Source organism: Burkholderia sp. PAMC 28687 (assembly GCF_001577465.1).
Taxonomy (GTDB): Bacteria; Pseudomonadota; Gammaproteobacteria; order Burkholderiales; family Burkholderiaceae; genus Caballeronia.
The window spans coordinates 3030940-3053257 of the sequence record NZ_CP014505.1; the positions used below are offsets into that span (position 1 = coordinate 3030940).

34 protein-coding genes and 1 pseudogene are annotated in these 22318 nt (G+C 57.6%); all 35 read right to left on the reverse strand.

Going from position 1 to position 22318, the window contains the following annotated elements; genetic code table 11:
• Positions 1-42: 42 nt before the first annotated feature.
• A complete protein-coding gene (rplQ, locus tag AX768_RS14115; RefSeq protein WP_056355441.1) occupies positions 43-438 on the reverse strand; it encodes a 50S ribosomal protein L17 in 396 nt (131 codons plus the stop codon).
• A 162-nt stretch (positions 439-600) separates the two neighbouring features.
• On the reverse strand, positions 601-1578 hold the full coding sequence (locus AX768_RS14120) for a DNA-directed RNA polymerase subunit alpha (protein ID WP_062000482.1): 978 nt from the start codon (positions 1576-1578) through the stop codon (positions 601-603).
• Between the two features lie 124 nt (positions 1579-1702).
• Positions 1703-2326, reverse strand: coding sequence for a 30S ribosomal protein S4 (gene rpsD / locus AX768_RS14125; protein WP_062000483.1), 624 nt, complete (start codon positions 2324-2326; stop codon positions 1703-1705).
• Between the two features lie 158 nt (positions 2327-2484).
• Positions 2485-2889, reverse strand: a complete 405-nt coding sequence (gene rpsK / locus AX768_RS14130) for a 30S ribosomal protein S11 (RefSeq protein WP_006052224.1) — start codon at positions 2887-2889, stop codon at positions 2485-2487.
• 26 nt (positions 2890-2915) lie between these two features.
• Positions 2916-3281, reverse strand: a complete 366-nt coding sequence (gene rpsM, locus AX768_RS14135) for a 30S ribosomal protein S13 (protein WP_062000484.1) — start codon at positions 3279-3281, stop codon at positions 2916-2918.
• A 41-nt stretch (positions 3282-3322) separates the two neighbouring features.
• Positions 3323-3439, reverse strand: coding sequence for a 50S ribosomal protein L36 (gene rpmJ, locus AX768_RS14140; RefSeq protein WP_004199844.1), 117 nt, complete (start codon positions 3437-3439; stop codon positions 3323-3325).
• A 20-nt stretch (positions 3440-3459) separates the two neighbouring features.
• A pseudogene (gene infA, locus AX768_RS32795) lies at positions 3460-3534 on the reverse strand (translation initiation factor IF-1); the annotation flags it as partial.
• Between the two features lie 62 nt (positions 3535-3596).
• Positions 3597-4943, reverse strand: coding sequence for a preprotein translocase subunit SecY (gene secY / locus AX768_RS14145; RefSeq protein WP_062000485.1), 1347 nt, complete (start codon positions 4941-4943; stop codon positions 3597-3599).
• A 44-nt stretch (positions 4944-4987) separates the two neighbouring features.
• Entirely contained in the window at positions 4988-5422 is a 435-nt protein-coding gene (gene rplO, locus AX768_RS14150; RefSeq protein WP_062000486.1) for a 50S ribosomal protein L15, read from the reverse strand.
• A 29-nt stretch (positions 5423-5451) separates the two neighbouring features.
• Positions 5452-5634 (reverse strand): 50S ribosomal protein L30, encoded by a 183-nt coding sequence (gene rpmD, locus AX768_RS14155; RefSeq protein WP_056355429.1) that lies wholly within the window; start codon positions 5632-5634, stop codon positions 5452-5454.
• A gap of 14 nt (positions 5635-5648) precedes the next feature.
• Positions 5649-6167 carry a 30S ribosomal protein S5 gene (gene rpsE, locus AX768_RS14160; RefSeq protein WP_031361566.1) on the reverse strand — a complete coding sequence of 173 codons (519 nt, stop codon included), beginning with the start codon at positions 6165-6167 and terminating at the stop codon, positions 5649-5651.
• A 14-nt stretch (positions 6168-6181) separates the two neighbouring features.
• Positions 6182-6547: a 50S ribosomal protein L18 gene (rplR, locus tag AX768_RS14165; RefSeq protein ID WP_056355425.1), complete on the reverse strand. Its 366-nt coding sequence runs from the start codon at positions 6545-6547 to the stop codon at positions 6182-6184.
• Between the two features lie 12 nt (positions 6548-6559).
• Positions 6560-7093: a 50S ribosomal protein L6 gene (rplF, locus tag AX768_RS14170; RefSeq protein WP_062000487.1), complete on the reverse strand. Its 534-nt coding sequence runs from the start codon at positions 7091-7093 to the stop codon at positions 6560-6562.
• 19 nt (positions 7094-7112) lie between these two features.
• A complete protein-coding gene (gene rpsH / locus AX768_RS14175) occupies positions 7113-7508 on the reverse strand; it encodes a 30S ribosomal protein S8 (RefSeq protein ID WP_031361569.1) in 396 nt (131 codons plus the stop codon).
• A 14-nt stretch (positions 7509-7522) separates the two neighbouring features.
• On the reverse strand, positions 7523-7828 hold the full coding sequence (gene rpsN, locus AX768_RS14180) for a 30S ribosomal protein S14 (RefSeq protein WP_031361570.1): 306 nt from the start codon (positions 7826-7828) through the stop codon (positions 7523-7525).
• Positions 7829-7835: 7 nt separating this feature from the next.
• Positions 7836-8375: a 50S ribosomal protein L5 gene (gene rplE / locus AX768_RS14185; protein ID WP_035933066.1), complete on the reverse strand. Its 540-nt coding sequence runs from the start codon at positions 8373-8375 to the stop codon at positions 7836-7838.
• Between the two features lie 13 nt (positions 8376-8388).
• The gene (gene rplX, locus AX768_RS14190; protein WP_056355419.1) at positions 8389-8697 is read right to left on the reverse strand and encodes a 50S ribosomal protein L24; all 309 of its coding nucleotides are present in this window, start codon (positions 8695-8697) and stop codon (positions 8389-8391) included.
• A 9-nt stretch (positions 8698-8706) separates the two neighbouring features.
• Complete coding sequence (rplN, locus tag AX768_RS14195) at positions 8707-9075, reverse strand: 50S ribosomal protein L14 (RefSeq protein ID WP_006052212.1); 369 nt, start codon at positions 9073-9075, stop codon at positions 8707-8709.
• A gap of 289 nt (positions 9076-9364) precedes the next feature.
• Positions 9365-9637, reverse strand: coding sequence for a 30S ribosomal protein S17 (gene rpsQ, locus AX768_RS14200; protein ID WP_056355415.1), 273 nt, complete (start codon positions 9635-9637; stop codon positions 9365-9367).
• Positions 9634-9828: a 50S ribosomal protein L29 gene (gene rpmC, locus AX768_RS14205; protein WP_047845339.1), complete on the reverse strand. Its 195-nt coding sequence runs from the start codon at positions 9826-9828 to the stop codon at positions 9634-9636. The genes rpsQ and rpmC overlap by 4 nt, the downstream gene beginning before the upstream one ends.
• A gap of 9 nt (positions 9829-9837) precedes the next feature.
• Positions 9838-10254: a 50S ribosomal protein L16 gene (gene rplP, locus AX768_RS14210; RefSeq protein ID WP_031361576.1), complete on the reverse strand. Its 417-nt coding sequence runs from the start codon at positions 10252-10254 to the stop codon at positions 9838-9840.
• A gap of 2 nt (positions 10255-10256) precedes the next feature.
• Positions 10257-11075 (reverse strand): 30S ribosomal protein S3, encoded by an 819-nt coding sequence (gene rpsC / locus AX768_RS14215; protein ID WP_056355412.1) that lies wholly within the window; start codon positions 11073-11075, stop codon positions 10257-10259.
• An 11-nt stretch (positions 11076-11086) separates the two neighbouring features.
• On the reverse strand, positions 11087-11416 hold the full coding sequence (gene rplV / locus AX768_RS14220; RefSeq protein ID WP_031361578.1) for a 50S ribosomal protein L22: 330 nt from the start codon (positions 11414-11416) through the stop codon (positions 11087-11089).
• 12 nt (positions 11417-11428) lie between these two features.
• Positions 11429-11704: a 30S ribosomal protein S19 gene (gene rpsS, locus AX768_RS14225; protein WP_031361579.1), complete on the reverse strand. Its 276-nt coding sequence runs from the start codon at positions 11702-11704 to the stop codon at positions 11429-11431.
• A 10-nt stretch (positions 11705-11714) separates the two neighbouring features.
• Positions 11715-12542: a 50S ribosomal protein L2 gene (rplB, locus tag AX768_RS14230; protein ID WP_062000488.1), complete on the reverse strand. Its 828-nt coding sequence runs from the start codon at positions 12540-12542 to the stop codon at positions 11715-11717.
• A gap of 2 nt (positions 12543-12544) precedes the next feature.
• On the reverse strand, positions 12545-12859 hold the full coding sequence (rplW, locus tag AX768_RS14235) for a 50S ribosomal protein L23 (protein WP_031361581.1): 315 nt from the start codon (positions 12857-12859) through the stop codon (positions 12545-12547).
• Positions 12856-13476, reverse strand: a complete 621-nt coding sequence (gene rplD, locus AX768_RS14240; RefSeq protein WP_056355407.1) for a 50S ribosomal protein L4 — start codon at positions 13474-13476, stop codon at positions 12856-12858. The genes rplW and rplD overlap by 4 nt, the downstream gene beginning before the upstream one ends.
• Positions 13476-14135 carry a 50S ribosomal protein L3 gene (gene rplC, locus AX768_RS14245; RefSeq protein WP_056355628.1) on the reverse strand — a complete coding sequence of 220 codons (660 nt, stop codon included), beginning with the start codon at positions 14133-14135 and terminating at the stop codon, positions 13476-13478. Before rplC ends, rplD begins: the two co-directional genes overlap by 1 nt.
• Before the next feature lie 184 nt (positions 14136-14319).
• Complete coding sequence (rpsJ, locus tag AX768_RS14250) at positions 14320-14631, reverse strand: 30S ribosomal protein S10 (protein ID WP_056355405.1); 312 nt, start codon at positions 14629-14631, stop codon at positions 14320-14322.
• Between the two features lie 137 nt (positions 14632-14768).
• On the reverse strand, positions 14769-15959 hold the full coding sequence (gene tuf / locus AX768_RS14255; protein WP_062000489.1) for an elongation factor Tu: 1191 nt from the start codon (positions 15957-15959) through the stop codon (positions 14769-14771).
• 52 nt (positions 15960-16011) lie between these two features.
• Entirely contained in the window at positions 16012-18114 is a 2103-nt protein-coding gene (gene fusA, locus AX768_RS14260; RefSeq protein ID WP_062000490.1) for an elongation factor G, read from the reverse strand.
• 134 nt (positions 18115-18248) lie between these two features.
• Positions 18249-18719 (reverse strand): 30S ribosomal protein S7, encoded by a 471-nt coding sequence (gene rpsG / locus AX768_RS14265; RefSeq protein WP_031361587.1) that lies wholly within the window; start codon positions 18717-18719, stop codon positions 18249-18251.
• Positions 18720-18900: 181 nt separating this feature from the next.
• Positions 18901-19281, reverse strand: a complete 381-nt coding sequence (gene rpsL, locus AX768_RS14270) for a 30S ribosomal protein S12 (RefSeq protein ID WP_035935550.1) — start codon at positions 19279-19281, stop codon at positions 18901-18903.
• A 205-nt stretch (positions 19282-19486) separates the two neighbouring features.
• Entirely contained in the window at positions 19487-21334 is a 1848-nt protein-coding gene (recQ, locus tag AX768_RS14275; protein WP_062000491.1) for a DNA helicase RecQ, read from the reverse strand.
• 153 nt (positions 21335-21487) lie between these two features.
• Positions 21488-22315 carry an alpha/beta hydrolase gene (locus AX768_RS14280; RefSeq protein WP_062000492.1) on the reverse strand — a complete coding sequence of 276 codons (828 nt, stop codon included), beginning with the start codon at positions 22313-22315 and terminating at the stop codon, positions 21488-21490.
• Positions 22316-22318 lie beyond the last annotated feature (3 nt).

Consider the following 22318-nt stretch of genomic DNA (forward strand, 5'->3'; position numbering starts at 1 on the left):
CAAGCAAGGCTTGGCTTTTTTGTCCAACAACCGCTCAAAATCTTATTCGGCTTCTTGAACGTCGTCAGCTTCAGCGAGTTCCGGACGATCCATCAGCATGACCAGCGCCATCGGCGCGTTGTCGCCTTGACGGAAGCCGAACTTCAGGATGCTCAGGTAGCCACCCGGACGCGTTTCGTAACGCGGGCCGAGTACGTCGAACAGCTTTGCGACGGAATCACGATCGCGCAGGCGATTGAACGCCAGACGACGATTTGCCAGCGACGGCTTCTTGCCGAGCGTGATCAGAGGCTCAACGACTTTACGGAGTTCTTTGGCTTTCGGCAGCGTCGTCTTGATGACTTCGTGCTCGATCAGCGAGTTCGACATATTACGGAGCATAGCCAGACGGTGGCTGCTCGTGCGGTTCAGTTTCCGCAAACCATGTTTATGGCGCATTTTGAATTTCCAGATTAATCAAGTTTAGATCCAGCTCTTCTATTACGTCTCTTAAGCGCCTTTTCAGGCAACTCACGAGCGCACGGGCCGGTCGTAGAAAAAGCAAGATGCGGATTTTAAAGGAAAATCCGCATCTTTGCCAGTCAAGCGTGCAGCTTGTACTTACTTGTCGAGACCAGCCGGCGGCCAGTTTTCGAGCTTCATGCCCAGCGTCAAACCACGCGATGCCAAGACTTCCTTGATCTCGTTCAGCGACTTGCGACCGAGGTTAGGCGTCTTCAGCAATTCGTTTTCCGTGCGTTGGATCAAATCGCCGATGTAATAGATGTTCTCAGCCTTCAGGCAGTTCGCCGAACGAACCGTGAGTTCGAGATCATCGACCGGACGCAGCAGGATCGGATCGATCTGCGGCGCACGCGACGGTGCTTCTGCCGCTGCTTCCGTGCCTTCCAGAGCCGCGAACACCGACAACTGGTCAACCAGGATACGGGCTGACTGACGAATCGCTTCCTCGGGCGAAATCACGCCGTTGGTTTCGATGTTCATCACGAGCTTGTCGAGGTCGGTACGTTGCTCGACACGAGCGCTTTCAACAGCGTAGCTCACGCGCAGAACCGGCGAGAACGACGCGTCCAGCACGATGCGGCCAATGATCTTCGCCGAATCTTCGCCGTAACGACGCACATTGCCCGGCACATAGCCGCGGCCCTTTTCAATCTTGATCTGAACGTCGAGCTTGCCGCCCTTCGAAAGATGCGCAATCACGTGACCCGGATTGATGACTTCGCAATCGTGAGCGAGTTCGATATCCCCGGCCGTAACAACACCTTCGCCGTCCTTGCGCAGCGTCACCGTGACTTCGTCGCGGTTATGCAGCTTGAAAACGACGCCCTTCAAATTCAGCAGCAGGTTGACCACATCTTCTTGCACGCCGTCGAGCGTAGAATACTCATGCACGACGCCTGCAATCGTCACTTCGGTCGGCGCATAACCAATCATCGACGACAACAGCACGCGCCGAAGCGCGTTACCCAAGGTGTGACCATAGCCCCGTTCGAACGGCTCCATGACCACTTTCGCGTGGCTGTCGCCAAGCGATTCGACTGCAATAATCTTGGGCTTCAACAAACTGGTTTGCATAGGTTTTCCTTTTCAATACCCTCGGCTCGTTACGCCGATAAGGCTGACCGGTGACAACCCGAAAATAAACAGCCGAGGCAACCCCTTGCCTTCCGCAATCAGGGTGCCCCGGCCGCTAATCCGATTAACGCGAATACAATTCGACGATCAGGCTTTCGTTGATATCGCCAGCAATGTCAGCGCGATCCGGCATGGCTTTGAACGTGCCTTCGAACTTCTTGGCATCGACCGTCACCCAGCTCGGCATTCCGCCTTGCTCAGCCAGGTTCAGCGCTTCCAGAATACGGACTTGCTTCTTCGACTGTTCGCGAACAGCAACCACGTCGCCTGCCTTAACTTGCATCGACGGAATGTTGTTCACTACGCCGTTCACCGTGATCGACTTGTGGCCGACCAGCTGACGCGCTTCAGCGCGCGTTGAGCCGAAGCCCATGCGGTATACGACGTTGTCCAGACGCGACTCGAGCAATTGCAGCAGGTTTTCGCCCGTCGGGCCCTTGCGGCGATCAGCTTCAGCGAAATAACGGCGGAACTGACGTTCGAGGACGCCGTAAATGCGCTTGACTTTTTGCTTTTCGCGCAACTGCGTGCCGTAGTCAGACGTACGAGCGCCCGACGTACGACCATGCTGACCCGGCTTGCTGTCGAGCTTGCACTTGTCGGCGAGCGAACGGCGTGCGCTCTTCAGGAAAAGATCAGTACCTTCACGGCGGGACAGCTTGGCTTTAGGACCGGTATAACGTGCCACTTTGCATCCTTAATAATTGATCACGCGAAATACGTTCGCGCTAGTTCGAACTCGATGGATCGAACGGTGGGCTTAGTCAGTATTCTTAACGCAGATTTCATAACGCAAGCAACCTGTCGACGCGCGAGCGTCAACAGGTCAAAGCGTTACGCGACGCCTTAGATACGACGACGCTTCGGCGGACGGCAACCGTTGTGCGGAACCGGTGTCACGTCGGAGATTGCGGTGATCTTGATGCCAAGACCATGCAGCGCACGCACCGCCGATTCACGGCCAGGACCGGGGCCCTTGATCCGCACTTCGAGGTTCTTCACGCCGTATTCCATCGCCACGCGGCCAGCCGATTCGGCTGCGACCTGAGCTGCAAACGGGGTCGATTTACGCGATCCCTTGAAGCCCTGGCCACCCGACGTAGCCCAGGCGAGTGCATTGCCCTGGCGATCGGTGATCGTGATGATGGTGTTGTTGAACGACGCGTGAACGTGAACTACGCCCTCGGCGACGTTCTTCTTGACCTTCTTGCGAACGCGTTGCGCCGCGGAGTTGTTCGAAGCCTTAGCCATTACGTTTTCCTGTAACTATATTCCGCTTACTTCTTCAGCGATTGCGCTGCACGACGCGGACCCTTGCGGGTACGGGCATTCGTACGTGTGCGCTGTCCACGCATGGGCAAGCCCTTGCGATGGCGAACGCCACGGTAGCAGCCCAAGTCCATCAGGCGCTTGATATTCATCGTCACTTCGCGACGCAGGTCGCCTTCTACGATGAACTTACCCACTTCTTCTCGCAGCTTTTCGAGGTCTGCGTCAGTGAGGTCTTTGACCTTCTTCGAAAACTCCACACCAGACGAGACGCAAATGTTGCGTGCGCGCGTGCGGCCTACACCGAAAATTGCCGTGAGGCCGATTTCAGTATGCTGGTGATTCGGGATGTTAACCCCTGCGATACGAGCCATTGTTTTTCCTCAAACAAAAAGCGCAAGCAAAAGCGCGGCGTTCAGCCTTGACGCTGTTTGTGGCGCGGATCAGAGCTGCAAATCACGCGCACAACGCCCTTGCGCTTGATGATCTTGCAATTGCGGCAAATGCGCTTAACCGATGCCATCACTTTCATGATATTACCCTTTTTTCAAATCACTTCGCCCGTAACACGATCCGTGTACGAGACAGATCGCAAGGGGTCAACTCAACCGTTACCTTGTCGCCCGGATCTGTATCCAGTGACGGCAGAGCTATCCTTCAACTCGTGCCGCCCCTGACCACGGTCCTTATCAGCGCATCGGGACGTTGCTGCCTTTGAAGTTCGCCTTCTTGAGCAGCGATTCATACTGTTGCGACATGACGTAAGACTGAACCTGCGCCATGAAATCCATCGTGACCACCACAATGATCAGCAGTGATGTTCCACCGAAGTAAAACGGTACGTTCCAACGCAGCACCAGGAACTCTGGCAGCAAGCAAACGAACACGATGTAGATCGCACCAGCCAGCGTCAAACGCGTCAGGATCCGATCGATATACCGCGCCGTCTGGTCGCCCGGACGAATCCCGGGAACGAATGCACCACTCTTCTTCAGGTTGTCGGCCGTTTCTCTGCTGTTGAACACCAGCGCGGTGTAGAAGAAGCAGAAGAAAACGATCGCCATCGCGTACAGCAACACGTACACCGGCTGGCCAGGCTTGAGCGCCTCGGCAACGTTGTGCAGCGTGTTCGCGAACCAGCCGGTCCGCGTACCTGAACTGAACCAGTTCAGAATAGTTGCCGGGAAGAGGATGATCGACGACGCGAAGATCGGCGGAATCACACCCGACATGTTCAACTTCAGCGGCAAATGCGAAGACTGACCGCCGTAAATCTTGTTTCCGACCTGACGCTTTGCGTAGTTCACCAGGATCTTGCGCTGGCCGCGTTCGATGAAAACCACCACGAACGTAACCGCCGCAATCAGCACGACGATGATGATCGCCGAGATGATACTCATGGAGCCGGTGCGAACCAGCTCAAAGAGACCACCGATTGCGTTCGGGAAACCCGCCGCAATACCGCCGAAAATGATGATCGAAATGCCGTTGCCCAGTCCGCGTTCCGTGATCTGCTCACCCAGCCACATCAGGAACATCGTGCCGGTCACCAACGTCACTACCGTCGTCAACCGGAACACCATGCCAGGATCGATAACGAGCCCAGCCTGATTTTCCAGCGCCACCGCAATACCAAACGCCTGGAACGTAGCCAGCACAACTGTGAAGTAACGCGTGTACTGCGTGATCTTCCGTTGTCCTGCCTGCCCTTCTTTCTTCAGCGCTTCCATTTGCGGCGAAACGATCGAGAGCAGCTGCATGATGATCGACGCCGAGATGTACGGCATGATCCCAAGCGCGAAGATCGTGAACCTGGACAGTGCGCCACCCGAGAACATGTTGAACATGCCAAGGATGCCGCCTGACTGACTCTGGAAAAGCTTCGCCAGCTGATCCGGGTCGATACCCGGCACCGGAATATGCGCACCGATACGGTAGACGATCAGCGCCAGCAGCAAGAACATTGCACGCCGACGCAAATCGCCGAACTTCGCAGCGCTTCGACCGGATTTTGCGAGACTCGGGCTATTAGCCAAGAACCTTCTCCGATGCTTTCGCTAACAACGACAACACGCGCACGTTACTCAGCGAACGAGCCGCCAGCGGCTTCGATCGCAGCACGAGCACCCTTCGTAGCGGTGAGGCCCTTAACCGTGATCTTGCGCGTCAGTTCGCCCGTCTTGATGATCTTTGCGCTCGTAATGAGCACGCCGAGCAGACCGGCTTGCTTCAAAGCCAACAAATCGACTTCGTCGACCGGCAGCTTTTCGATATCCGACAGGCGCACTTCACCAACGAACTCACGCGTCAGCGAGCTAAAGCCACGCTTCGGCAGACGACGTTGCAAAGGCATCTGGCCGCCTTCGAAGCCGACTTTATGAAAGCCGCCCGAACGCGATTTCTGACCCTTGTGACCACGACCTGCAGTCTTGCCGAGGCCGGAACCGATACCGCGACCGACGCGACGCTTTGCGTGCTTCGCGCCTTCTGCCGGCTTGAGGTTATTCAAATCCATATTCAACTCCTTGATCCCTGGTCAGCCGCTTAGCTGAGGACTTTGACAAGGTACGAGACCTTGTTAATCATCCCGCGCACTGCCGGCGTGTCCTGCAGTTCGCTGACCGAGTTGAGTCGGCGCAGGCCCAGACCACGCACCGTTGCACGATGCGTTTCGCGGGTCCCAATCAGGCTCTTCACGAGCTGAACCTTGACAGTTTTTTCAGACATGGTGACCACCTGGCTTAGCCCAAAATATCTTCGACGGACTTGCCGCGCTTCGCCGCGATGTCACCCGGCGTCGACTGCTTACGCAGGCCGTCGAGTGTTGCACGAACGAGGTTGTACGGATTCGTCGAACCGTGGCTCTTCGCCACAACGTTTTGAACGCCCATCACGTCGAACACTGCGCGCATCGGGCCGCCGGCGATAACACCCGTACCGTCCTTGGCCGGAGCCAGGAGAACAGCGGATGCGCCATGCTTACCGTGCACTTCGTGTTGCAGCGTACCGTTCTTCAACGGCACCTTGAACATGTTGCGGCGTGCTTGTTCCATTGCCTTTTGAACAGCAACCGGAACTTCCTTCGCTTTGCCCTTGCCCATGCCGATGCGGCCATCGCCATCGCCAACCACGGTCAGTGCGGCAAAACCGAGAATCCGGCCGCCCTTCACAACCTTGGTCACGCGATTGACCGCGATCATTTTTTCACGGAGGCCGTCGTCGCGTTCTTCAGCCTTCACATTCGCTTGCATCTTTGCCATGACGAATTCTTCCCTTAGAACTTGAGTCCGGCTTCGCGTGCCGCATCAGCCAGCGCTTTCACGCGGCCGTGGTAACGGAAACCTGAACGGTCGAAGGCGACGGATTCGACGCCGGCAGCCTTGGCTTTTTCAGCAATACGCTTACCGACAGCGATCGCAGCGTTGACGTTGCCGCCCTTACCGGTCTTGTCGGCCAGTTCGGCACGCACTTCAGCTTCGAGCGTCGACGCGCTTGCCAGCACCTTGGTGCCGCATGCCGAGAACACTTGCGCATAGATATGCGTGTTCGTGCGATGCACAGCCAGACGTGCGACCTGCAGCTCAGCGATCTTGACGCGCGTCTGTTTAGCGCGGCGCAGGCGAGATTGAGTCTTATCCATGATTGCGCACCCTTACTTCTTCTTCGTTTCTTTGAGGATGACGACTTCGCCGAAGTAGCGTACGCCCTTGCCCTTGTAGGGCTCCGGCGGACGGTAACCGCGAACTTCCGCAGCGACCTGGCCAACTTTCTGCTTGTCGATCCCCTTGATCACGATTTCGGTTTGCGTCGGGGTTTCAACCTTGATGCCTTCCGGCATCGCGTGCACCACGGGGTGCGAGAAACCCAGCGACAGATTCAGCTTGTCGCCCTGCGCCTGCGCGCGATAACCAACGCCAACCAGCGTCAGCTTGCGCTCGAAACCCTTCGTAACGCCATTCACCATGTTCGCCACGAGGGCGCGCATCGTGCCCGACATCGCATTCGCTTCACGGCTTTCATCAGCCGGGGCGAAGTTGAGCGTGCCGTTGTCGTTTGCTACCGTAACAAGCGGGTTGGCCGCTTGCGTAATCGTACCCAGCGGGCCCTTCACGGTGATTGCTTCGCCGCTGAAGGCCACTTCCGCGCCTTGCGGCAGCGTAATCGGGCTTTTACCTACTCGAGACATGTTTCTTCTCCTTTTCGGCTTAAGCGACGTAGCAGAGGACTTCGCCGCCGACGCCGGTCTGGCGCGCCTTGCGGTCGGTCATCACACCCTGGGGCGTCGACACGATTGCAACGCCGAGACCGTTCATCACAACCGGAATGTCGTTACGACCGCGATACACACGCAGACCAGGCTTCGAGACGCGTTCAATGCGCTCGATAACCGGACGGCCGGCGTAGTACTTCAACGCGATATTCAATTCCGACTTCGCACCTTCAGACTTCACTGCGAAATCGTCGATATAACCTTCGTCCTTCAAAACCTGCGCAATCGCAACCTTGACTTTCGACGAGGGCATTGTCACCGACACTTTCTCAACCATCTGCGCATTGCGGATGCGAGTCAGCATATCGGCGATAGGATCACTCATGCTCATTTACGTATCTCCTATTACCAGCTCGCCTTGGTCAGGCCAGGGATTTCGCCGCGGAAAGCGATTTCGCGAATCTTGCTGCGTGCCAATCCGAATTTGCGGAACGTACCACGCGGACGACCCGTGATCGCGCAGCGGTTACGCTTGCGAGTGGGGTTCGAGTTGCGGGGCAGTTGCTGCAGTTCGAGACGAGCGGCATAACGCTCTTCGTCCGACTTGCTCGCGTCATCGATGACCGCCTTCAGCGCAGTACGCTTGGGAGCGTACTTTGCAGCAAGGCGTGCACGCTTCTTTTCACGTTCGATCAGTGCCAGTTTAGCCACGGTAACCTCAGTTTCTGAACGGGAACTTGAAGCTGGCGAGCAGTGCCTTCGCTTCATCGTCAGTCTTCGCGGTCGTCGTGATGCTGATGTTCAGCCCACGAAGCGCGTCGATCTTGTCGTAATCGATCTCGGGGAAAATGATCTGCTCTTTCACACCGATGTTGTAGTTGCCGCGACCGTCGAACGCACGACCCGATACACCGCGGAAGTCACGAACCCGGGGGAGCGCAACCGTCACGAAACGATCGAGAAATTCGTACATGGCCTGGCCGCGCAGCGTAACCATCGCGCCGATCGGGTAGCCCTGACGAATCTTGAAGCCAGCGATTGCCTTGCGTGCCTTCGTGATAACCGGCTTCTGGCCAGCAATCTTCGTCAGGTCGCCAACGGCGTTTTCGATGATCTTCTTGTCGGCGACGGCTTCGCCAAGACCCATGTTCAGGGTGATCTTGGTGATGCGCGGCACTTCCATGATGGACTTGTAGCCGAACTTCTCAACGAGGCCGGGTACAACCTTCTCTTTATAAAATTCTTGCAGACGTGCCATTTTTTACTCCGCGTCAGACGCTAAGCGTGGCACCGGTCGACTTCAAGAAGCGAACCTTCTTGTCGCCTTCGACCTTGATGCCCACACGTGACGCCTTGCCATTCGCGTCGACCAATGCGACGTTCGAAATATGCAGCGGCATCGTCTTGGCTTCTACGCCGCCCGTCGTACCCTTCATCGGGTTCGGCTTGACATGCTTCTTGACGAGATTGATACCCTCGACGGTCACACGTTCTTCGCCAACGGACAGCACGACGCCGCGCTTGCCTTTATCTTTGCCAGCGGTAACGATAACTTCGTCACCTTTGCGAATCTTATTCATCGCGACTCCTTACAGCACTTCCGGCGCGAGCGAAACGATCTTCATAAATCGTTCACTACGCAATTCACGCGTAACCGGTCCGAAAATACGCGTACCGATAGGCTCGAGCTTGGCATTCAAAAGTACGGCGGCATTACCGTCGAACTTGATCAGCGAGCCGTCCTGGCGGCGCACGCCCTTGGCCGTACGAACGACCACGGCGTTGTAGATTTCGCCCTTCTTCACGCGTCCGCGCGGCGTTGCTTCCTTGACGGTCACCTTGATGATGTCGCCAATGCTAGCGTAACGACGCTTCGAGCCGCCGAGCACCTTGATGCACATCACTTCACGTGCACCCGTGTTGTCGGCAACTTCAAGCCGAGTTTCGGTCTGAATCATGGTTTATCTTTCCCAACTTAATCCAGTTACGCCACCATGGCGCACCCGGTCAGTCTTGGTCCCGTCAGCCTGGTGGCTGCTTGGGTTAGAACAGGCAGCGAGGGCAGACGAAACCCGCCATCGCAATCCGGTGAATCTGTCAGTACAGGCTTGGCGCCCGCACCGGCTTCCCCCACCAACTTCGCCCGCGATGGGGCTCCCACAAAGAGGGAAGACCGAAATTATAACGCATAATTTCGGTCTGGCAAGCGAAAGTTACTGCGACACTTCTTTGTTGCGGTTGTGCTGCTTAGATGACGCGTGCTGCTTCCAGCAATTTCGACACAACCCAGGCTTTCGTCTTGGAAATCGGACGGGTCTCCTGGATTTCAACGAGATCACCTTCGTTGTACGTGTTCGCGTCATCGTGAGCGTGGTACTTCTTCGACCGCACGACGTACTTGCCGTAGATCGGGTGCTTTACGCGATGCTCGACCAGCACGGTGACCGTCTTTTCCATCTTGTTGCTGACGACCTTGCCGACCAGCGTCCGCTTGAGCGAGGTTTTTACGCTATCGTTCATTTCTGGTTCGCCTTCTCAGTCAGGACGGTCCGCACACGAGCGATATCGCGACGAACCTTCTTCAATTGACTGTTGTTGGTCAATTGCTGGGTCGCGAGTTGCATGCGCAGGCCGAATTGCGCCTTCAGCAGGTCCGTCAGCTCTTGATTGAGAGCGGCCTGGTCTTTCTGGTGAAGTTCGGAAGCCTTCATCATTGCTCCTTAGGCGCCGAGCTGGCGTGAAACGAAGTACGTCTTCAGCGGCAGCTTTGCTGCAGCCAGACGGAACGCTTCACGTGCCAACTCTTCAGTAACACCGTCCATTTCATACAACATCTTGCCCGGTTGAATCTCTGCGACGTAGTACTCAGGGTTACCTTTACCGTTACCCATCCGTACTTCAGCCGGCTTTTGCGAGATCGGCTTGTCCGGGAAAATGCGGATCCAGATACGGCCGCCACGTTTAATGTGACGCGTCATTGCACGACGCGCCGCTTCGATTTGGCGCGCGGTCAAACGGCCGCGACCGATAGCCTTCAGACCATATTCACCGAATGACACTGCGTTGCCGCGCGTCGCCTTGCCGGTGTTACGACCCTTCTGCTCTTTGCGATACTTTCTGCGTTTCGGTTGCAGCATCGTTATTCTCCAGTCTTCCCGTCGCCGCCGGCACCGCCAGCACGACGGGGAGCGCCTGCGCCACGGCGCGCACCTGCGTTTGCCGGACCACCACCTTCACCGTCACGACGCGGACGGCGATCGCCACCCGGACGTGCGTTGCGGCGCGGACGCTTGTCTTCGGCTACTTCTTCGACCACCGGTGCGTCATTGCGGCCCAGCGTGTCGCCCTTGTAGACCCACACCTTGACGCCGATGATGCCGTAGGTCGTCTTCGCTTCCGAAGTTGCGTAGTCGATATCTGCGCGCAGGGTGTGAAGCGGAACGCGACCTTCGCGATACCACTCCGTACGAGCGATTTCGATACCGTTAAGACGGCCTGCGCTCATGATCTTGATGCCCTGGGCACCCAGACGCATGGCGTTTTGCATCGCACGCTTCATCGCGCGGCGGAACATGATCCGGCGCTCGAGTTGTTGCGTGATCGAATCAGCGATCAACTGTGCATCGGTTTCCGGCTTGCGGATTTCTTCGATGTTGACGTGGACCGGAACACCCATGCGGCGTTGCAGTTCCGACTTCAACAGTTCGATATCCTCACCCTTCTTGCCGATCACAACGCCCGGACGCGAGCTGTAGATCGTGATACGTGCGTTCTTCGCCGGACGCTCGATGACCACCCGACCAACCGAAGCGTTCTTCAGCTTCTTCTTCAGGTACTCACGAACACCGATGTCTTCCTGCAGCATCGACGCGAAATTGGTGTTGTTCGCGTACCAACGCGACGCCCAATTTCGGCTGACAGCCAGACGGAAGCCTGTCGGATGAATTTTTTGTCCCATCGTATGGCTCCTTAATTCCCGACCGTCACAGTGATGTGACAGGATTGCTTCTCGATGCGGTTACCACGGCCTTTTGCGCGCGCGGTAAAACGCTTCAGGGAAGCGGCCTTGTCGACCATGATGCTCGTTACCTTGAGCTCGTCGATGTCGGCGCCTTCGTTGTGTTCCGCATTCGCGATCGCAGACAACACGACCTTCTTGACAATACCCGCCGCCTTCTTCGGCGAGAACGTCAGAACGTTCAGCGCCTTGTCGACCGGCAAACCACGGATCTGGTCAGCCACAAGACGCGTTTTCTGCGCCGAGATGCGGGCACCGCGATGAATAGCTTTTACTTCCATCTTGATAGCCCCTTATTTCTTGGCCTTCTTGTCGGCTGCATGACCCTTGAACGTACGGGTCAATGCGAACTCGCCAAGTTTGTGGCCGACCATGTTTTCCGAAACATAAACCGGGACGTGTTGACGGCCGTTATGAACGGCGATCGTCAGACCGATGAAGTCCGGCAGGATCGTCGAACGACGCGACCAGGTCTTGATCGGTTTCTTGTCACGCGCAGCTGCGGCAGCCTCAACCTTCTTCAGCAAATGAGCGTCGCAGAACGGACCTTTTTTAACAGAACGTGCCATTGCTTACTCCTTAGCGCTTGTGACGGCGCTGAACGATCATCGTCGTCGTGCGCTTGTTGCTGCGGGTGCGATAGCCCTTAGCCGGGGTTCCCCACGGGCTGACCGGATCGCGACCTGCTGCCGTCTTACCTTCACCACCACCGTGCGGGTGATCGACCGGGTTCATTGCAACGCCACGTACCGTCGGGCGGATACCGCGCCAGCGGTTAGCACCGGCCTTACCGATTTGACGGAGGCTGTGCTCTTCGTTGCCAACTTCACCAATCGTCGCGCGGCACTCGATGTGCACACGGCGAATTTCACCCGAACGCAGGCGAACCTGAGCGTACGTGCCTTCACGAGCCAGCAGCATTGCCGACGTACCAGCCGAACGCGCCATCTGCGCGCCCTTGCCCGGCAGCATCTCGATGCAGTGAATCGTCGTACCGACCGGAATGTTGCGGATCGGCAGGGTGTTACCCGAGCGGATCGGCGCTTCCGAACCAGACATCAACGATTGACCCACCGTCGCACCCTTCGGAGCGATGATGTACTTGCGCTCGCCGTCTGCGTACAGAACCAGCGCGATGTTCGCGCTACGGTTCGGATCGTACTCAAGACGTTCGATCTTTGCCGGAATTCCGTCCTTGTTGCGACGGAAATCGACCATACGATAGTGTTGCTTGTGACCGCCACCCTTGTGACGCGTCGTGATGCGACCGGAGTTGTTCCGGCCGGCGGTCACGGACTGTGCGTCGAGCAGCGCTGCATGCGGCTTGCCCTTGTACAGGTCCTTGTTGACCACCTTGACCATCGCGCGGCGACCCGGCGAAGTCGGCTTAACTTTTACGATTGCCATGATTACTTGGCCTCCGCTTCAAAGTTGATTTCCTGGCCGGGCTTCAGGCAGACATATGCCTTCTTCACGTCTTTGCGCTTGCCCATGAAGCGGCCAAAGCGCTTGGCTTTACCCTTCGTGACCAGCACGTTGACGGAATTGACTTCTACCTTGAACAGCAGCTCGACAGCAGCCTTCACTTCCTGCTTCGTGGCATCGGGCGCGACTTCGAACACAACTTGCTCGTTCTTGTCGGCCACCAGCGTCGCCTTTTCGGAGATCACCGGCGCGAGCAGGACCTGCATCAAACGATGATCGTTCTTGCGAATCTCGCTCATGACAGCAACTCCTCGATCTGGGCGACCGCAGCCTTCGTAATCAGGATCTTCTTGAAGTAGATCAACGAGAGCGGGTCGGCGTAACGCGGCTCGACAACGGCCACGTGGGCCAGATTGCGCGACGCGAGGTACAGGTTTTCGTCGACCGTGTCAGTGATGACCAGGACCGATTCCAGACCCATTGCCTTGAATTTTTCGGCCAGCAGCTTGGTCTTCGGCGCTTCGAGCGTGAGCTCGTCGACTACCGAGATACGGCCTTCACGGGCCAGCTGCGAGAAGATCGAGCAGAGACCTGCGCGATGCATCTTCTTGTTGACCTTGTGCGAAAAGTTTTCTTCCGGCGAATTCGGGAAGATACGGCCACCGCCGCGCCACAACGGGCTCGACGACATACCGGCACGAGCGCGGCCCGTACCCTTTTGGCGCCACGGCTTCTTGGTCGTGTGCTTGACTTGCTCACGGTCCTTCTGCGCGCGGTTACCGCTACGTGCGTTGGCTTGATAGGCCGTGACGACCTGATGGATCAGCGCTTCGTTGTAATCGCGACCGAACACGACGTCCGATGCGTTCACACCCGTGCCTTCCTGACCATTGGCGTTCAGGAGCTTAAGTTCCATTATTTCGCTCCTTTCACAGCGCGCGTCTTGACTGCCGGCGTCACGAAAACCTTGCCGCCCTTGGCGCCAGGAACGGCGCCGCGAACCAGCAACAGATTGCGGTCAGCGTCAATGCGAGCGATCACGAGGTTTTGCACCGTAACCGTTTCGTCGCCCATGTGACCCGTCATGCGCTTACCCGGGAAAACACGACCCGGATCCTGCGCCATACCGATCGAACCAGGGACGTTGTGCGAACGCGAGTTACCGTGCGATGCGCGACCCGAAGCAAAGTTGTGACGCTTGATGGTACCGGCGTAGCCCTTACCGATCGACACGCCTTGCACGTCGACTTTCTGACCCACTTCGAAAATGTCCGTACCGATCACGGTACCGTTCGACAACTCGGCAGCCTTCGTGGAATCGATTTGGAATTCTTTGAGGACTTCACCAGCTTGTACGCCGGCTTTGGCAAGGTGACCTGCCAGCGGCTTCGTCACGCGCGATGCGCGGCGAGTACCGAATGCAACTTGAACGGCGATGTAACCATCCGTTTCTACAGACTTGATCTGCGTCACTCGGTTGTCCGACACGTCCAGTACGGTGACGGGAATCGAATCCCCTTCAGGCGTAAAGATACGGGTCATGCCAACCTTGCGACCTACGAGTCCAAGGCTCATCGTTTTCTCCATTCCCAACTGCGATTGGTCGGGGCTGATTTACAAAATGCCGGTCAATTCCTGAGAATCGCACCGACTTTTTTGCGCAAATGCGCGAAAAGCCTTGGAGTATAACAAGGCTTTTCGTTTTCCGCAAGCAATCAAAGACTTAGCGCCACTCCTCGCGAGAGCGGCGCGGTGAAACTTACTGCAACTTGATTTCGACGTCGACGCCAGCCGGCAGGTCGAGCTTCATCAACGCGTCAACGGTCTTGTCCGTCGGGTCGACGATGTCCATCAGGCGCTGGTGCGTACGGATTTCAAGCTGATCGCGCGACGCCTTGTTGACGTGCGGCGAACGCAAAATGTCAAAACGTTGGATACGGGTCGGCAGCGGCACCGGGCCACGTACGATTGCGCCAGTCCGCTTGGCCGTATCGACAATTTCAGCTGCCGATTGATCGATCAGACGATAGTCGAAAGCCTTAAGGCGAATGCGGATTTTCTGGTTTGCCATGACAATTCCTTGAAAAGAGCGAGACGGTCTTGCACCGTCGATTTGGTAAAAGAGCAAGGAGCCGAGCACGCGTAAGGCACGTGCGCCCGGCCCCGGGCACGACTGCTAACTACAGCTTTTGAAGCAAGCTCAGGATTTTACTCGAGAACCTTGGCCACGACACCGGCGCCGACGGTACGACCGCCTTCACGGATAGCGAAGCGCAGACCTTCTTCCATGGCGATCGGAGCGATCAGCTTCACCGTGATCGACACGTTGTCGCCCGGCATGACCATTTCCTTGTCCTTCGGCAACTCGATCGAACCCGTCACGTCCGTGGTACGGAAGTAGAACTGCGGACGATAGTTGTTGAAGAACGGCGTGTGACGACCGCCTTCGTCCTTGCTCAGCACATACACTTCAGCCGTGAAGTGCGTGTGCGGCGTGATCGAACCCGGCTTGGCCAGCACTTGGCCACGTTCCACGTCTTCACGCTTCGTGCCGCGCAACAGAATACCCACGTTGTCGCCCGCTTGACCTTGGTCCAGCAGCTTGCGGAACATTTCCACGCCCGTGCACGTCGTCTTCACCGTCGGCTTGATACCGATGATTTCGATTTCTTCGCCCACCTTCACGATACCGCGCTCGATACGACCCGTCACCACCGTGCCGCGACCCGAGATCGAGAACACGTCTTCCACCGGCATCAGGAACGTACCGTCAATTGCACGCTCCGGCGTCGGGATGTACGTGTCCAGCGCATCAGCCAGGTTCAAAATCGCCACTTCGCCCAGCTCGCCCGTGTCGCCTTCCAGCGCCAGCTTGGCCGAACCCTTGATGATCGGCGTGTCGTCGCCCGGGAAATCGTACTTCGACAGAAGCTCACGCACTTCCATTTCGACGAGTTCCAGCAATTCAGCGTCGTCCACCATGTCGCACTTGTTCAGGAACACGATGATGTACGGCACGCCAACCTGGCGAGCCAACAGGATGTGCTCACGCGTTTGCGGCATCGGGCCGTCTGCAGCCGAACACACCAGGATTGCGCCGTCCATCTGCGCTGCACCCGTAATCATGTTCTTCACATAGTCGGCGTGACCCGGGCAGTCAACGTGCGCATAGTGGCGCGCAGCCGTTTCGTACTCGACGTGTGCCGTGTTGATCGTGATACCACGTGCCTTCTCTTCCGGCGCCGCGTCGATCTGGTCATACGCCTTCGCTTCGCCGCCGAACTTCTTCGACAACACCGTTGCGATTGCTGCCGTCAGCGTGGTCTTGCCGTGGTCGACGTGACCAATCGTGCCTACGTTGACGTGCGGCTTGGTCCGTTCGAATTTACCTTTTGCCATGATTACCTTCTTTCAAATTTGTTAATCGGTTAAAGACTTTTGGCCTGCCGAATTACTTGGATTTAGCGTTGATGATCGCTTCGGAGACGTTACGCGGCGCTTCCGAATAATGCTTGAATTCCATAGTGTACGTAGCGCGACCTTGCGTCGCCGAACGCAGCGACGTCGAGTAGCCGAACATTTCCGACAGCGGGACTTCAGCGCGTACGATCTTGCCGCCGCCAATCATGTCTTCCATACCCTGGACGATACCGCGACGGCTCGACAGGTCGCCCATCACGTTGCCCATGTAGTCTTCCGGCGTTTCGACTTCCACGGCCATCATAGGCTCGAGGATAACCGGGTTTGCACGGCGCATTGCTTCCTTGAACGCCATCGAACCTGCCATGCGGAATGCATTTTCGTTCGAGTCAACGTCGTGGTACGAACCGAAGGTCAGGTGAACCTTCACGTCGACCACCGGGAAGCCAGCCAGCACGCCTGCTTTCAGCGTTTCCTGGATACCCTTGTCCACAGCCGGGATGTACTCGCGCGGAATCACACCGCCCTTGATCTCGTCCAGGAACTCGTAGCCCTTGCCTTGCTCGTTCGGCTCAAGCGTAATGACAGCGTGGCCGTACTGACCGCGACCGCCCGACTGCTTGACGAACTTGCCGTCAACGTCTTCTGCCTTGCCGCGGATGGTTTCGCGATACGCGACTTGCGGCTTGCCGACGGTTGCTTCAACACCGAATTCACGCCGCATACGGTCAACCAGAATTTCCAGGTGCAGCTCGCCCATACCCGAAATGATGGTCTGGCCCGACTCTTCGTCGGTTTGAACGCGGAACGACGGATCTTCCTGAGCCAGGCGGTTGAGCGCGAGGCCCATCTTTTCCTGGTCAGGCTTGGTCTTCGGTTCCACAGCCTGCGAAATCACCGGCTCCGGGAAAATCATGCGCTCGAGTACGATCGGATGCGCCGGATCGCACAGCGTATCGCCAGTGGTCGCGTCTTTCAAGCCAACCGCAGCAGCGATGTCGCCTGCATGCACTTCCTTGATTTCTTCGCGCTGGTTTGCGTGCATCAGCAGAATACGGCCAAGACGTTCCTTCTTGTCCTTGGTCGCGTTCAGCAGCGTGTCGCCCGACTTGGTCGTACCCGAATACACGCGGAAGAAGATCAACTGGCCGACAAACGGGTCGGTCATGATCTTGAACGCGAGTGCCGAGAACTTTTCGTCGTCAGCGGCGCGACGTTCAGCACGCTCACCATCTTCAAGTTCGCCCAGAACCGGCGGAATGTCGATCGGCGAAGGCAGGAAGTCGAGCACCGCGTCCAACATGCGCTGCACGCCCTTGTTCTTGAACGCGGTGCCGCACAACATAGGCTGGATTTCACAAGCAATCGTACGGTCGCGAAGACCCTTCACGATTTCCTCTTCGGACAGTTCGCCCGTTTCGAGGTACTTGTTCATCATTTCTTCGTTCGACTCAGCGGCGGCTTCGACCATCTTTTCGCGCCATTCGTCGCACGTATCCTTGAGCTCTGCCGGGATTTCTTCGTACGAGAACTTGGTGCCCTGGGACGCTTCGTCCCAAATGATCGCCTTCATCTTGATCAGGTCAACAACGCCCGTGAACGTGTCTTCCGCGCCGATAGGCACGACGACCGGAACCGGGTTTGCCTTCAGACGCAGCTTGAGCTGGTCGTAGACCTTGAAGAAGTTCGCGCCGGTACGGTCCATCTTGTTGATGAACGCGAGACGGGGAACCTTGTACTTGTTGGCCTGGCGCCATACGGTTTCCGACTGGGGCTGAACGCCGCCCACAGCGCAATAAACCATGCACGCACCGTCGAGCACGCGCATGGAACGTTCAACTTCAATAGTGAAGTCGACGTGTCCCGGGGTGTCGATGATGTTGATGCGGTGCTCGGGGCGGTCGCCGGCCATGCCTTTCCAGAAGGCCGTCGTTGCTGCCGACGTAATGGTGATGCCGCGCTCCTGCTCCTGCTCCATCCAGTCCATCGTTGCTGCGCCGTCGTGAACTTCACCGATCTTGTGATTCACGCCTGTGTAAAACAGAATGCGTTCGGTCGTCGTCGTCTTGCCAGCATCGATGTGAGCGCTAATACCGATATTGCGGTAGCGCTCGATAGGTGTCTTGCGAGCCACTTTGAATCCTTAATTGGGTCGACGCAGCCGGCACATGCCGGTTACGCCCTAACACAAACGGGCGAGGCGCTTGGTAAGCGCACCCGCCCGGAGGTTTTCCGTTCGTCCCAGGTCGGGAGGCCTGAATTTCAGCCTTAGAAGCGGAAGTGCGAGAACGCCTTGTTGGCTTCTGCCATCCGGTGAACTTCGTCGCGCTTCTTCATCGCGCCGCCACGGCCTTCCGCGGCTTCCGAAAGCTCACCTGCGAGACGCAGGGCCATCGACTTCTCGCTGCGCTTTTTCGCAGCTTCGCGCAACCAACGCATCGCCAATGCCATACGACGCGACGGACGCACTTCCACTGGAACTTGATAGTTCGCACCACCAACGCGGCGGCTTTTCACTTCCACAACCGGCTTCACGTTGTTGAGCGCACCCGTGAACACCTCCAGCGGGTCCTTGCCACCCTTGGTCTGGATCTGTTCAAAAGCACCATAAACGATACGCTCGGCAACCGACTTCTTGCCCGACAGCATGATCACGTTCATGAACTTGGCTACATCTACGTTGCCGAATTTCGGATCCGGCAAAATGTCCCGCTTGGGGACTTCGCGACGACGCGGCATGATTCTTCCTTTGATTTTTCAGTTGGAGCCACTTCGGCTCCACGGTCACCAACTAACCCGATCTATCTATCGACTAACCAGCTTGGCCGGGTGACCACTTACTCGACAGCACCGGCACATCCGGCACCACCGCTTGAACGCCCTGTTACAGGCAACCTGTACTGCTCAACCGGCAAAAAACTTACTTGCCAGCCTTGGCGCGCTTCGCACCGTACTTCGAGCGAGCTTGCTTACGATCCTTGACGCCCTGGGTATCCAGCGAGCCGCGAACCATGTGGTAACGCACACCCGGCAAGTCTTTCACACGGCCGCCGCGAATCAGCACTACCGAGTGTTCCTGCAGGTTGTGGCCTTCACCACCGATGTACGAAATGACTTCAAAACCGTTCGTCAGACGAACCTTTGCAACTTTACGAAGTGCCGAGTTCGGCTTCTTCGGCGTCGTCGTGTACACGCGAGTGCACACGCCGCGACGCTGCGGGCAGTCCTGCAAAGCCGGCGACTTGCTCTTCACTGTTTCTGAAGCGCGGCCTTTGCGAACCAATTGATTGATGGTTGGCATTGTCTATTCCTAAATTGTTCAAAATCGGCGCTCCCGTTTCGGGCAAAGCAAAACGGACTGCGCGCCGAGCACTCCGGCTCCTGGTTCATGCGTGCGAGGAAATCCTCGTTAGCAGATCCAAGAACGAGAACCTAGCATCATAGTCTGAAATTCGTAATGCGGTCAATAGCTTGGGGGGCGGCAGGAGTAGCCGGCGCGCAAAAAGCTAATCAGCGCCGACCACTTCGAGCAATTCGTCGCCAAACCGATCGAGCTTGCGCGCCCCGATACCCGGAATCTGCCTCAAATCCTCGATGGAATCCGGCTCGTTGCGCGCGATCTCCGCCAGCGTTGCGTCATGAAAAATGACATATGCCGGCACGCCGTCGCTTTTCGCCATGCTCGCGCGCCAGGCGCGCAGCCGCTCCCAACGAGCCTTGATGCGCGGCGACATGCCGGCGGTCGGATCGGCGCGCTCGCCCGTCCGGCTGGAAGACTGGCGGGTGCGCGTCGGCTTTACATATTTGCGCAGCGTAACGTTCTGCTCGCCCTTCAACACGGCTTTACTCGCCTCGGTGAGGACGAGGGCGCCGAAACCATCGTGGTCTACGGCGAGGTAGCCAAACGCGACCAACTGACGAAAAACAGCGCGCCATTCCTGTTCTGATAGCGCGGCGCCGAGTCCGAACGTAGAGAGTTTTTCGTGACCGCGCTGGAGCAACTTCTCCGAACGGCTGCCACGCAGGATATCGATCAGATGTCCTGCGCCAAAGTGAAACCCACTAGCCTTGTACGCCCGATACACACAGGACAGCGCCATCTGCGCCTCGCGCGTCGCGTTCCACGATTCGGGCGGCTCGAGGCACGTATCGCAGTTTCCGCAAGGCTGGCTGGCTTCGCCGAAATAGCCGAGCAAGCGCACGCGCCGGCATGACGCCGCTTCGCACAGTCCTAGCAGCGCGTCGAGCTTGCCGCCCTGCACGCGCTTGTGGGTATCGTCGGCATCTGATTCGTCGATCATCTTGCGCTGCTGGACAACGTCGCCAAGACCGTAGGCCATCCACGCGTTCGCCGGCATGCCGTCGCGGCCCGCTCGGCCGGTTTCCTGGTAGTAGCCCTCCACGCTCTTTGGCAGGTCCAGATGCGCGACGAAACGCACATCAGGTTTGTCGATACCCATGCCGAAAGCAATCGTCGCGCACATTACGATACCCTCTTCGCGCTTGAACATTTCCTGGTGCCGCTGACGTGTTTCGTACTCCATGCCCGCGTGGTAAGGCAGCGCTCGTACGCCCTGGCTTTTCAGCCAGTCCGCGGTTTCTTCGACCTTTCGCCGCGACAGACAGTAGATCACGCCGGCGTCCGTGGTTTTGTCGGGATTGGTGTGCTCCGCGCGGATGAAATCGAGCAGCTGCGCACGCGCGTTGTCCTTCTCCACGATGCGGTATCGGATGTTCGGCCGGTCGAAGCTCGAGACGAAAATCCTTGCGTCATCCAGAGCGAGTCGATGCACGATTTCATCGCGCGTAATGGCGTCGGCAGTGGCCGTCAGTGCAATCCGGGGCACCGATGGAAAGCGCTCGTGCAGCACCGACAACTGAATGTATTCAGGGCGAAAATCGTGGCCCCATTGCGACACACAATGCGCTTCGTCGATGGCAAACAAACCGATGCGCACGCTCTCGATCAGATCGAGAAACCGTGGCGTCATCAAGCGTTCCGGCGCGACGTACAACAGGTCGATCTCGCCATTGCGCAGCGCGCGCTCGGTCGCCGCGGCTTCGGCACCGGTCAGCGTGGAATTCAGGCAAGCAGCGCGCACGCCGACTTCGCTGAGAGCGGCAACCTGATCCTGCATCAGCGCGATCAACGGTGACACGACGATCCCCGCGCCGAACCCCGCTTCGCGCCTTAACAAAGCGGGAATCTGGTAACACAACGACTTCCCGCCGCCGGTTGGCATGAGCACGAGCGAATCCCCGCCGGCAGCTACATGTTCGACGATATCGCCCTGCTGCCCCCGGAATGCGGGATAGCCAAATACTTCCTTGAGAATTTCGAGCGAACGGGACATTGGGAAGACGGAATGCGTCGGAAGCGTGAGTAGCCCGATTTTACCAACGACCCAACAATGCAACCGACTTTCGAAACAACGTTGGCTGTTCGACATAGGCAGCTGGTGCATCGAACGCTCAACAAGGTGCGTTCTGGTGCACTCGACCGCCGATTAGCGCCTCGCCCCGAGCACCGTTCCCAAGCGAGGCGACACAGATTCGCTACCGCCAGCGATCGCGTCCGCCACACCTAAAAAATCAAGCACACTCGCCGCAACCTGTTCCCGATCGTTATCGATACAAATCATGTGATAACTGTTCTCCAGGATGACCACGCGCACCATTGGTGCCTCGCGGGCAATGAAATCGGCGGATCTTAGCGTCGTCAATTCGTCTTCGCGGGCGTGAACCACCAGCACGGGGCACCTGATCTGCCTCACCGAGCGGCGGGTCAGCGCGCGCAGCCGGTCAACCTCGCGAATGCACGCGAGCGGCACCCATTGATAGTGAAAGTTGTCGCCGCGCCGGAACTTCGCCTTGACGATATGGCGAACCAGCGTATTTTTGATCCCGTATGGTTCGCCCTCCTCCACCTTCATGTTCTCAGGCAGAAACGGCACCCAGTACACGACGTGGCGAAACGCCCTGTACCACGGCGTACTCCATCCGTCGATAAAAACAGGGGGTGCCAGCATGATCAGCCGACCCGTTGTATGCGCTTCCCTCGCGCACACAATTGCGGCAAGCAACGCGCCCATGCACATGCCAACCACGTGAACCACCTCATATTGCCCGGCGATCTCCCGATACTTCGCCGTCACGGCGTCGATCCACTCTTCGGCGCGCACGCCAACAAGCGCCTTCGGTTCGAGCGCGTGACCCGGTAACGTCAGCGAATGCGTGCCGATGCCCCCGCGCTTCAGGCGCTTGTGCAGCGCGCCCAGGTCATATTGGGTGCCCCCAAGTCCGTGGATAAGCAACGCTCCAGTACGTGGGCTCACGTC

What these genes read in the sequence shown, in the direction of transcription:
- rplQ (WP_056355441.1), bottom strand. Translation starts at nt 438, where the DNA reads ATGCGCCATAAACATGGTTTGCGGAAACTGAACCGCACGAGCAGCCAC.
- AX768_RS14120 (WP_062000482.1), bottom strand. Translation starts at nt 1,578, where the DNA reads ATGCAAACCAGTTTGTTGAAGCCCAAGATTATTGCAGTCGAATCGCTT.
- rpsK (WP_006052224.1), bottom strand. Translation starts at nt 2,889, where the DNA reads ATGGCTAAGGCTTCGAACAACTCCGCGGCGCAACGCGTTCGCAAGAAG.
- rpsM (WP_062000484.1), bottom strand. Translation starts at nt 3,281, where the DNA reads ATGGCTCGTATCGCAGGGGTTAACATCCCGAATCACCAGCATACTGAA.
- rpmJ (WP_004199844.1), bottom strand. Translation starts at nt 3,439, where the DNA reads ATGAAAGTGATGGCATCGGTTAAGCGCATTTGCCGCAATTGCAAGATC.
- rplO (WP_062000486.1), bottom strand. Translation starts at nt 5,422, where the DNA reads ATGGATTTGAATAACCTCAAGCCGGCAGAAGGCGCGAAGCACGCAAAG.
- rpmD (WP_056355429.1), bottom strand. Translation starts at nt 5,634, where the DNA reads ATGTCTGAAAAAACTGTCAAGGTTCAGCTCGTGAAGAGCCTGATTGGG.
- rpsE (WP_031361566.1), bottom strand. Translation starts at nt 6,167, where the DNA reads ATGGCAAAGATGCAAGCGAATGTGAAGGCTGAAGAACGCGACGACGGC.
- rplR (WP_056355425.1), bottom strand. Translation starts at nt 6,547, where the DNA reads ATGGATAAGACTCAATCTCGCCTGCGCCGCGCTAAACAGACGCGCGTC.
- rplF (WP_062000487.1), bottom strand. Translation starts at nt 7,093, where the DNA reads ATGTCTCGAGTAGGTAAAAGCCCGATTACGCTGCCGCAAGGCGCGGAA.
- rpsH (WP_031361569.1), bottom strand. Translation starts at nt 7,508, where the DNA reads ATGAGCATGAGTGATCCTATCGCCGATATGCTGACTCGCATCCGCAAT.
- rplE (WP_035933066.1), bottom strand. Translation starts at nt 8,375, where the DNA reads ATGGCACGTCTGCAAGAATTTTATAAAGAGAAGGTTGTACCCGGCCTC.
- rplX (WP_056355419.1), bottom strand. Translation starts at nt 8,697, where the DNA reads ATGAATAAGATTCGCAAAGGTGACGAAGTTATCGTTACCGCTGGCAAA.
- rplN (WP_006052212.1), bottom strand. Translation starts at nt 9,075, where the DNA reads ATGATTCAGACCGAAACTCGGCTTGAAGTTGCCGACAACACGGGTGCA.
- rpsQ (WP_056355415.1), bottom strand. Translation starts at nt 9,637, where the DNA reads ATGAACGATAGCGTAAAAACCTCGCTCAAGCGGACGCTGGTCGGCAAG.
- rpmC (WP_047845339.1), bottom strand. Translation starts at nt 9,828, where the DNA reads ATGAAGGCTTCCGAACTTCACCAGAAAGACCAGGCCGCTCTCAATCAA.
- rplP (WP_031361576.1), bottom strand. Translation starts at nt 10,254, where the DNA reads ATGCTGCAACCGAAACGCAGAAAGTATCGCAAAGAGCAGAAGGGTCGT.
- rpsC (WP_056355412.1), bottom strand. Translation starts at nt 11,075, where the DNA reads ATGGGACAAAAAATTCATCCGACAGGCTTCCGTCTGGCTGTCAGCCGA.
- rplV (WP_031361578.1), bottom strand. Translation starts at nt 11,416, where the DNA reads ATGGAAGTAAAAGCTATTCATCGCGGTGCCCGCATCTCGGCGCAGAAA.
- rpsS (WP_031361579.1), bottom strand. Translation starts at nt 11,704, where the DNA reads ATGGCACGTTCTGTTAAAAAAGGTCCGTTCTGCGACGCTCATTTGCTG.
- rplB (WP_062000488.1), bottom strand. Translation starts at nt 12,542, where the DNA reads ATGGCAATCGTAAAAGTTAAGCCGACTTCGCCGGGTCGCCGCGCGATG.
- rplW (WP_031361581.1), bottom strand. Translation starts at nt 12,859, where the DNA reads ATGAGCGAGATTCGCAAGAACGATCATCGTTTGATGCAGGTCCTGCTC.
- rplD (WP_056355407.1), bottom strand. Translation starts at nt 13,476, where the DNA reads ATGGAACTTAAGCTCCTGAACGCCAATGGTCAGGAAGGCACGGGTGTG.
- rplC (WP_056355628.1), bottom strand. Translation starts at nt 14,135, where the DNA reads ATGAGCCTTGGACTCGTAGGTCGCAAGGTTGGCATGACCCGTATCTTT.
- rpsJ (WP_056355405.1), bottom strand. Translation starts at nt 14,631, where the DNA reads ATGGCAAACCAGAAAATCCGCATTCGCCTTAAGGCTTTCGACTATCGT.
- tuf (WP_062000489.1), bottom strand. Translation starts at nt 15,959, where the DNA reads ATGGCAAAAGGTAAATTCGAACGGACCAAGCCGCACGTCAACGTAGGC.
- rpsG (WP_031361587.1), bottom strand. Translation starts at nt 18,719, where the DNA reads ATGCCGCGTCGTCGCGAAGTCCCCAAGCGGGACATTTTGCCGGATCCG.
- rpsL (WP_035935550.1), bottom strand. Translation starts at nt 19,281, where the DNA reads ATGCCAACCATCAATCAATTGGTTCGCAAAGGCCGCGCTTCAGAAACA.
- recQ (WP_062000491.1), bottom strand. Translation starts at nt 21,334, where the DNA reads ATGTCCCGTTCGCTCGAAATTCTCAAGGAAGTATTTGGCTATCCCGCA.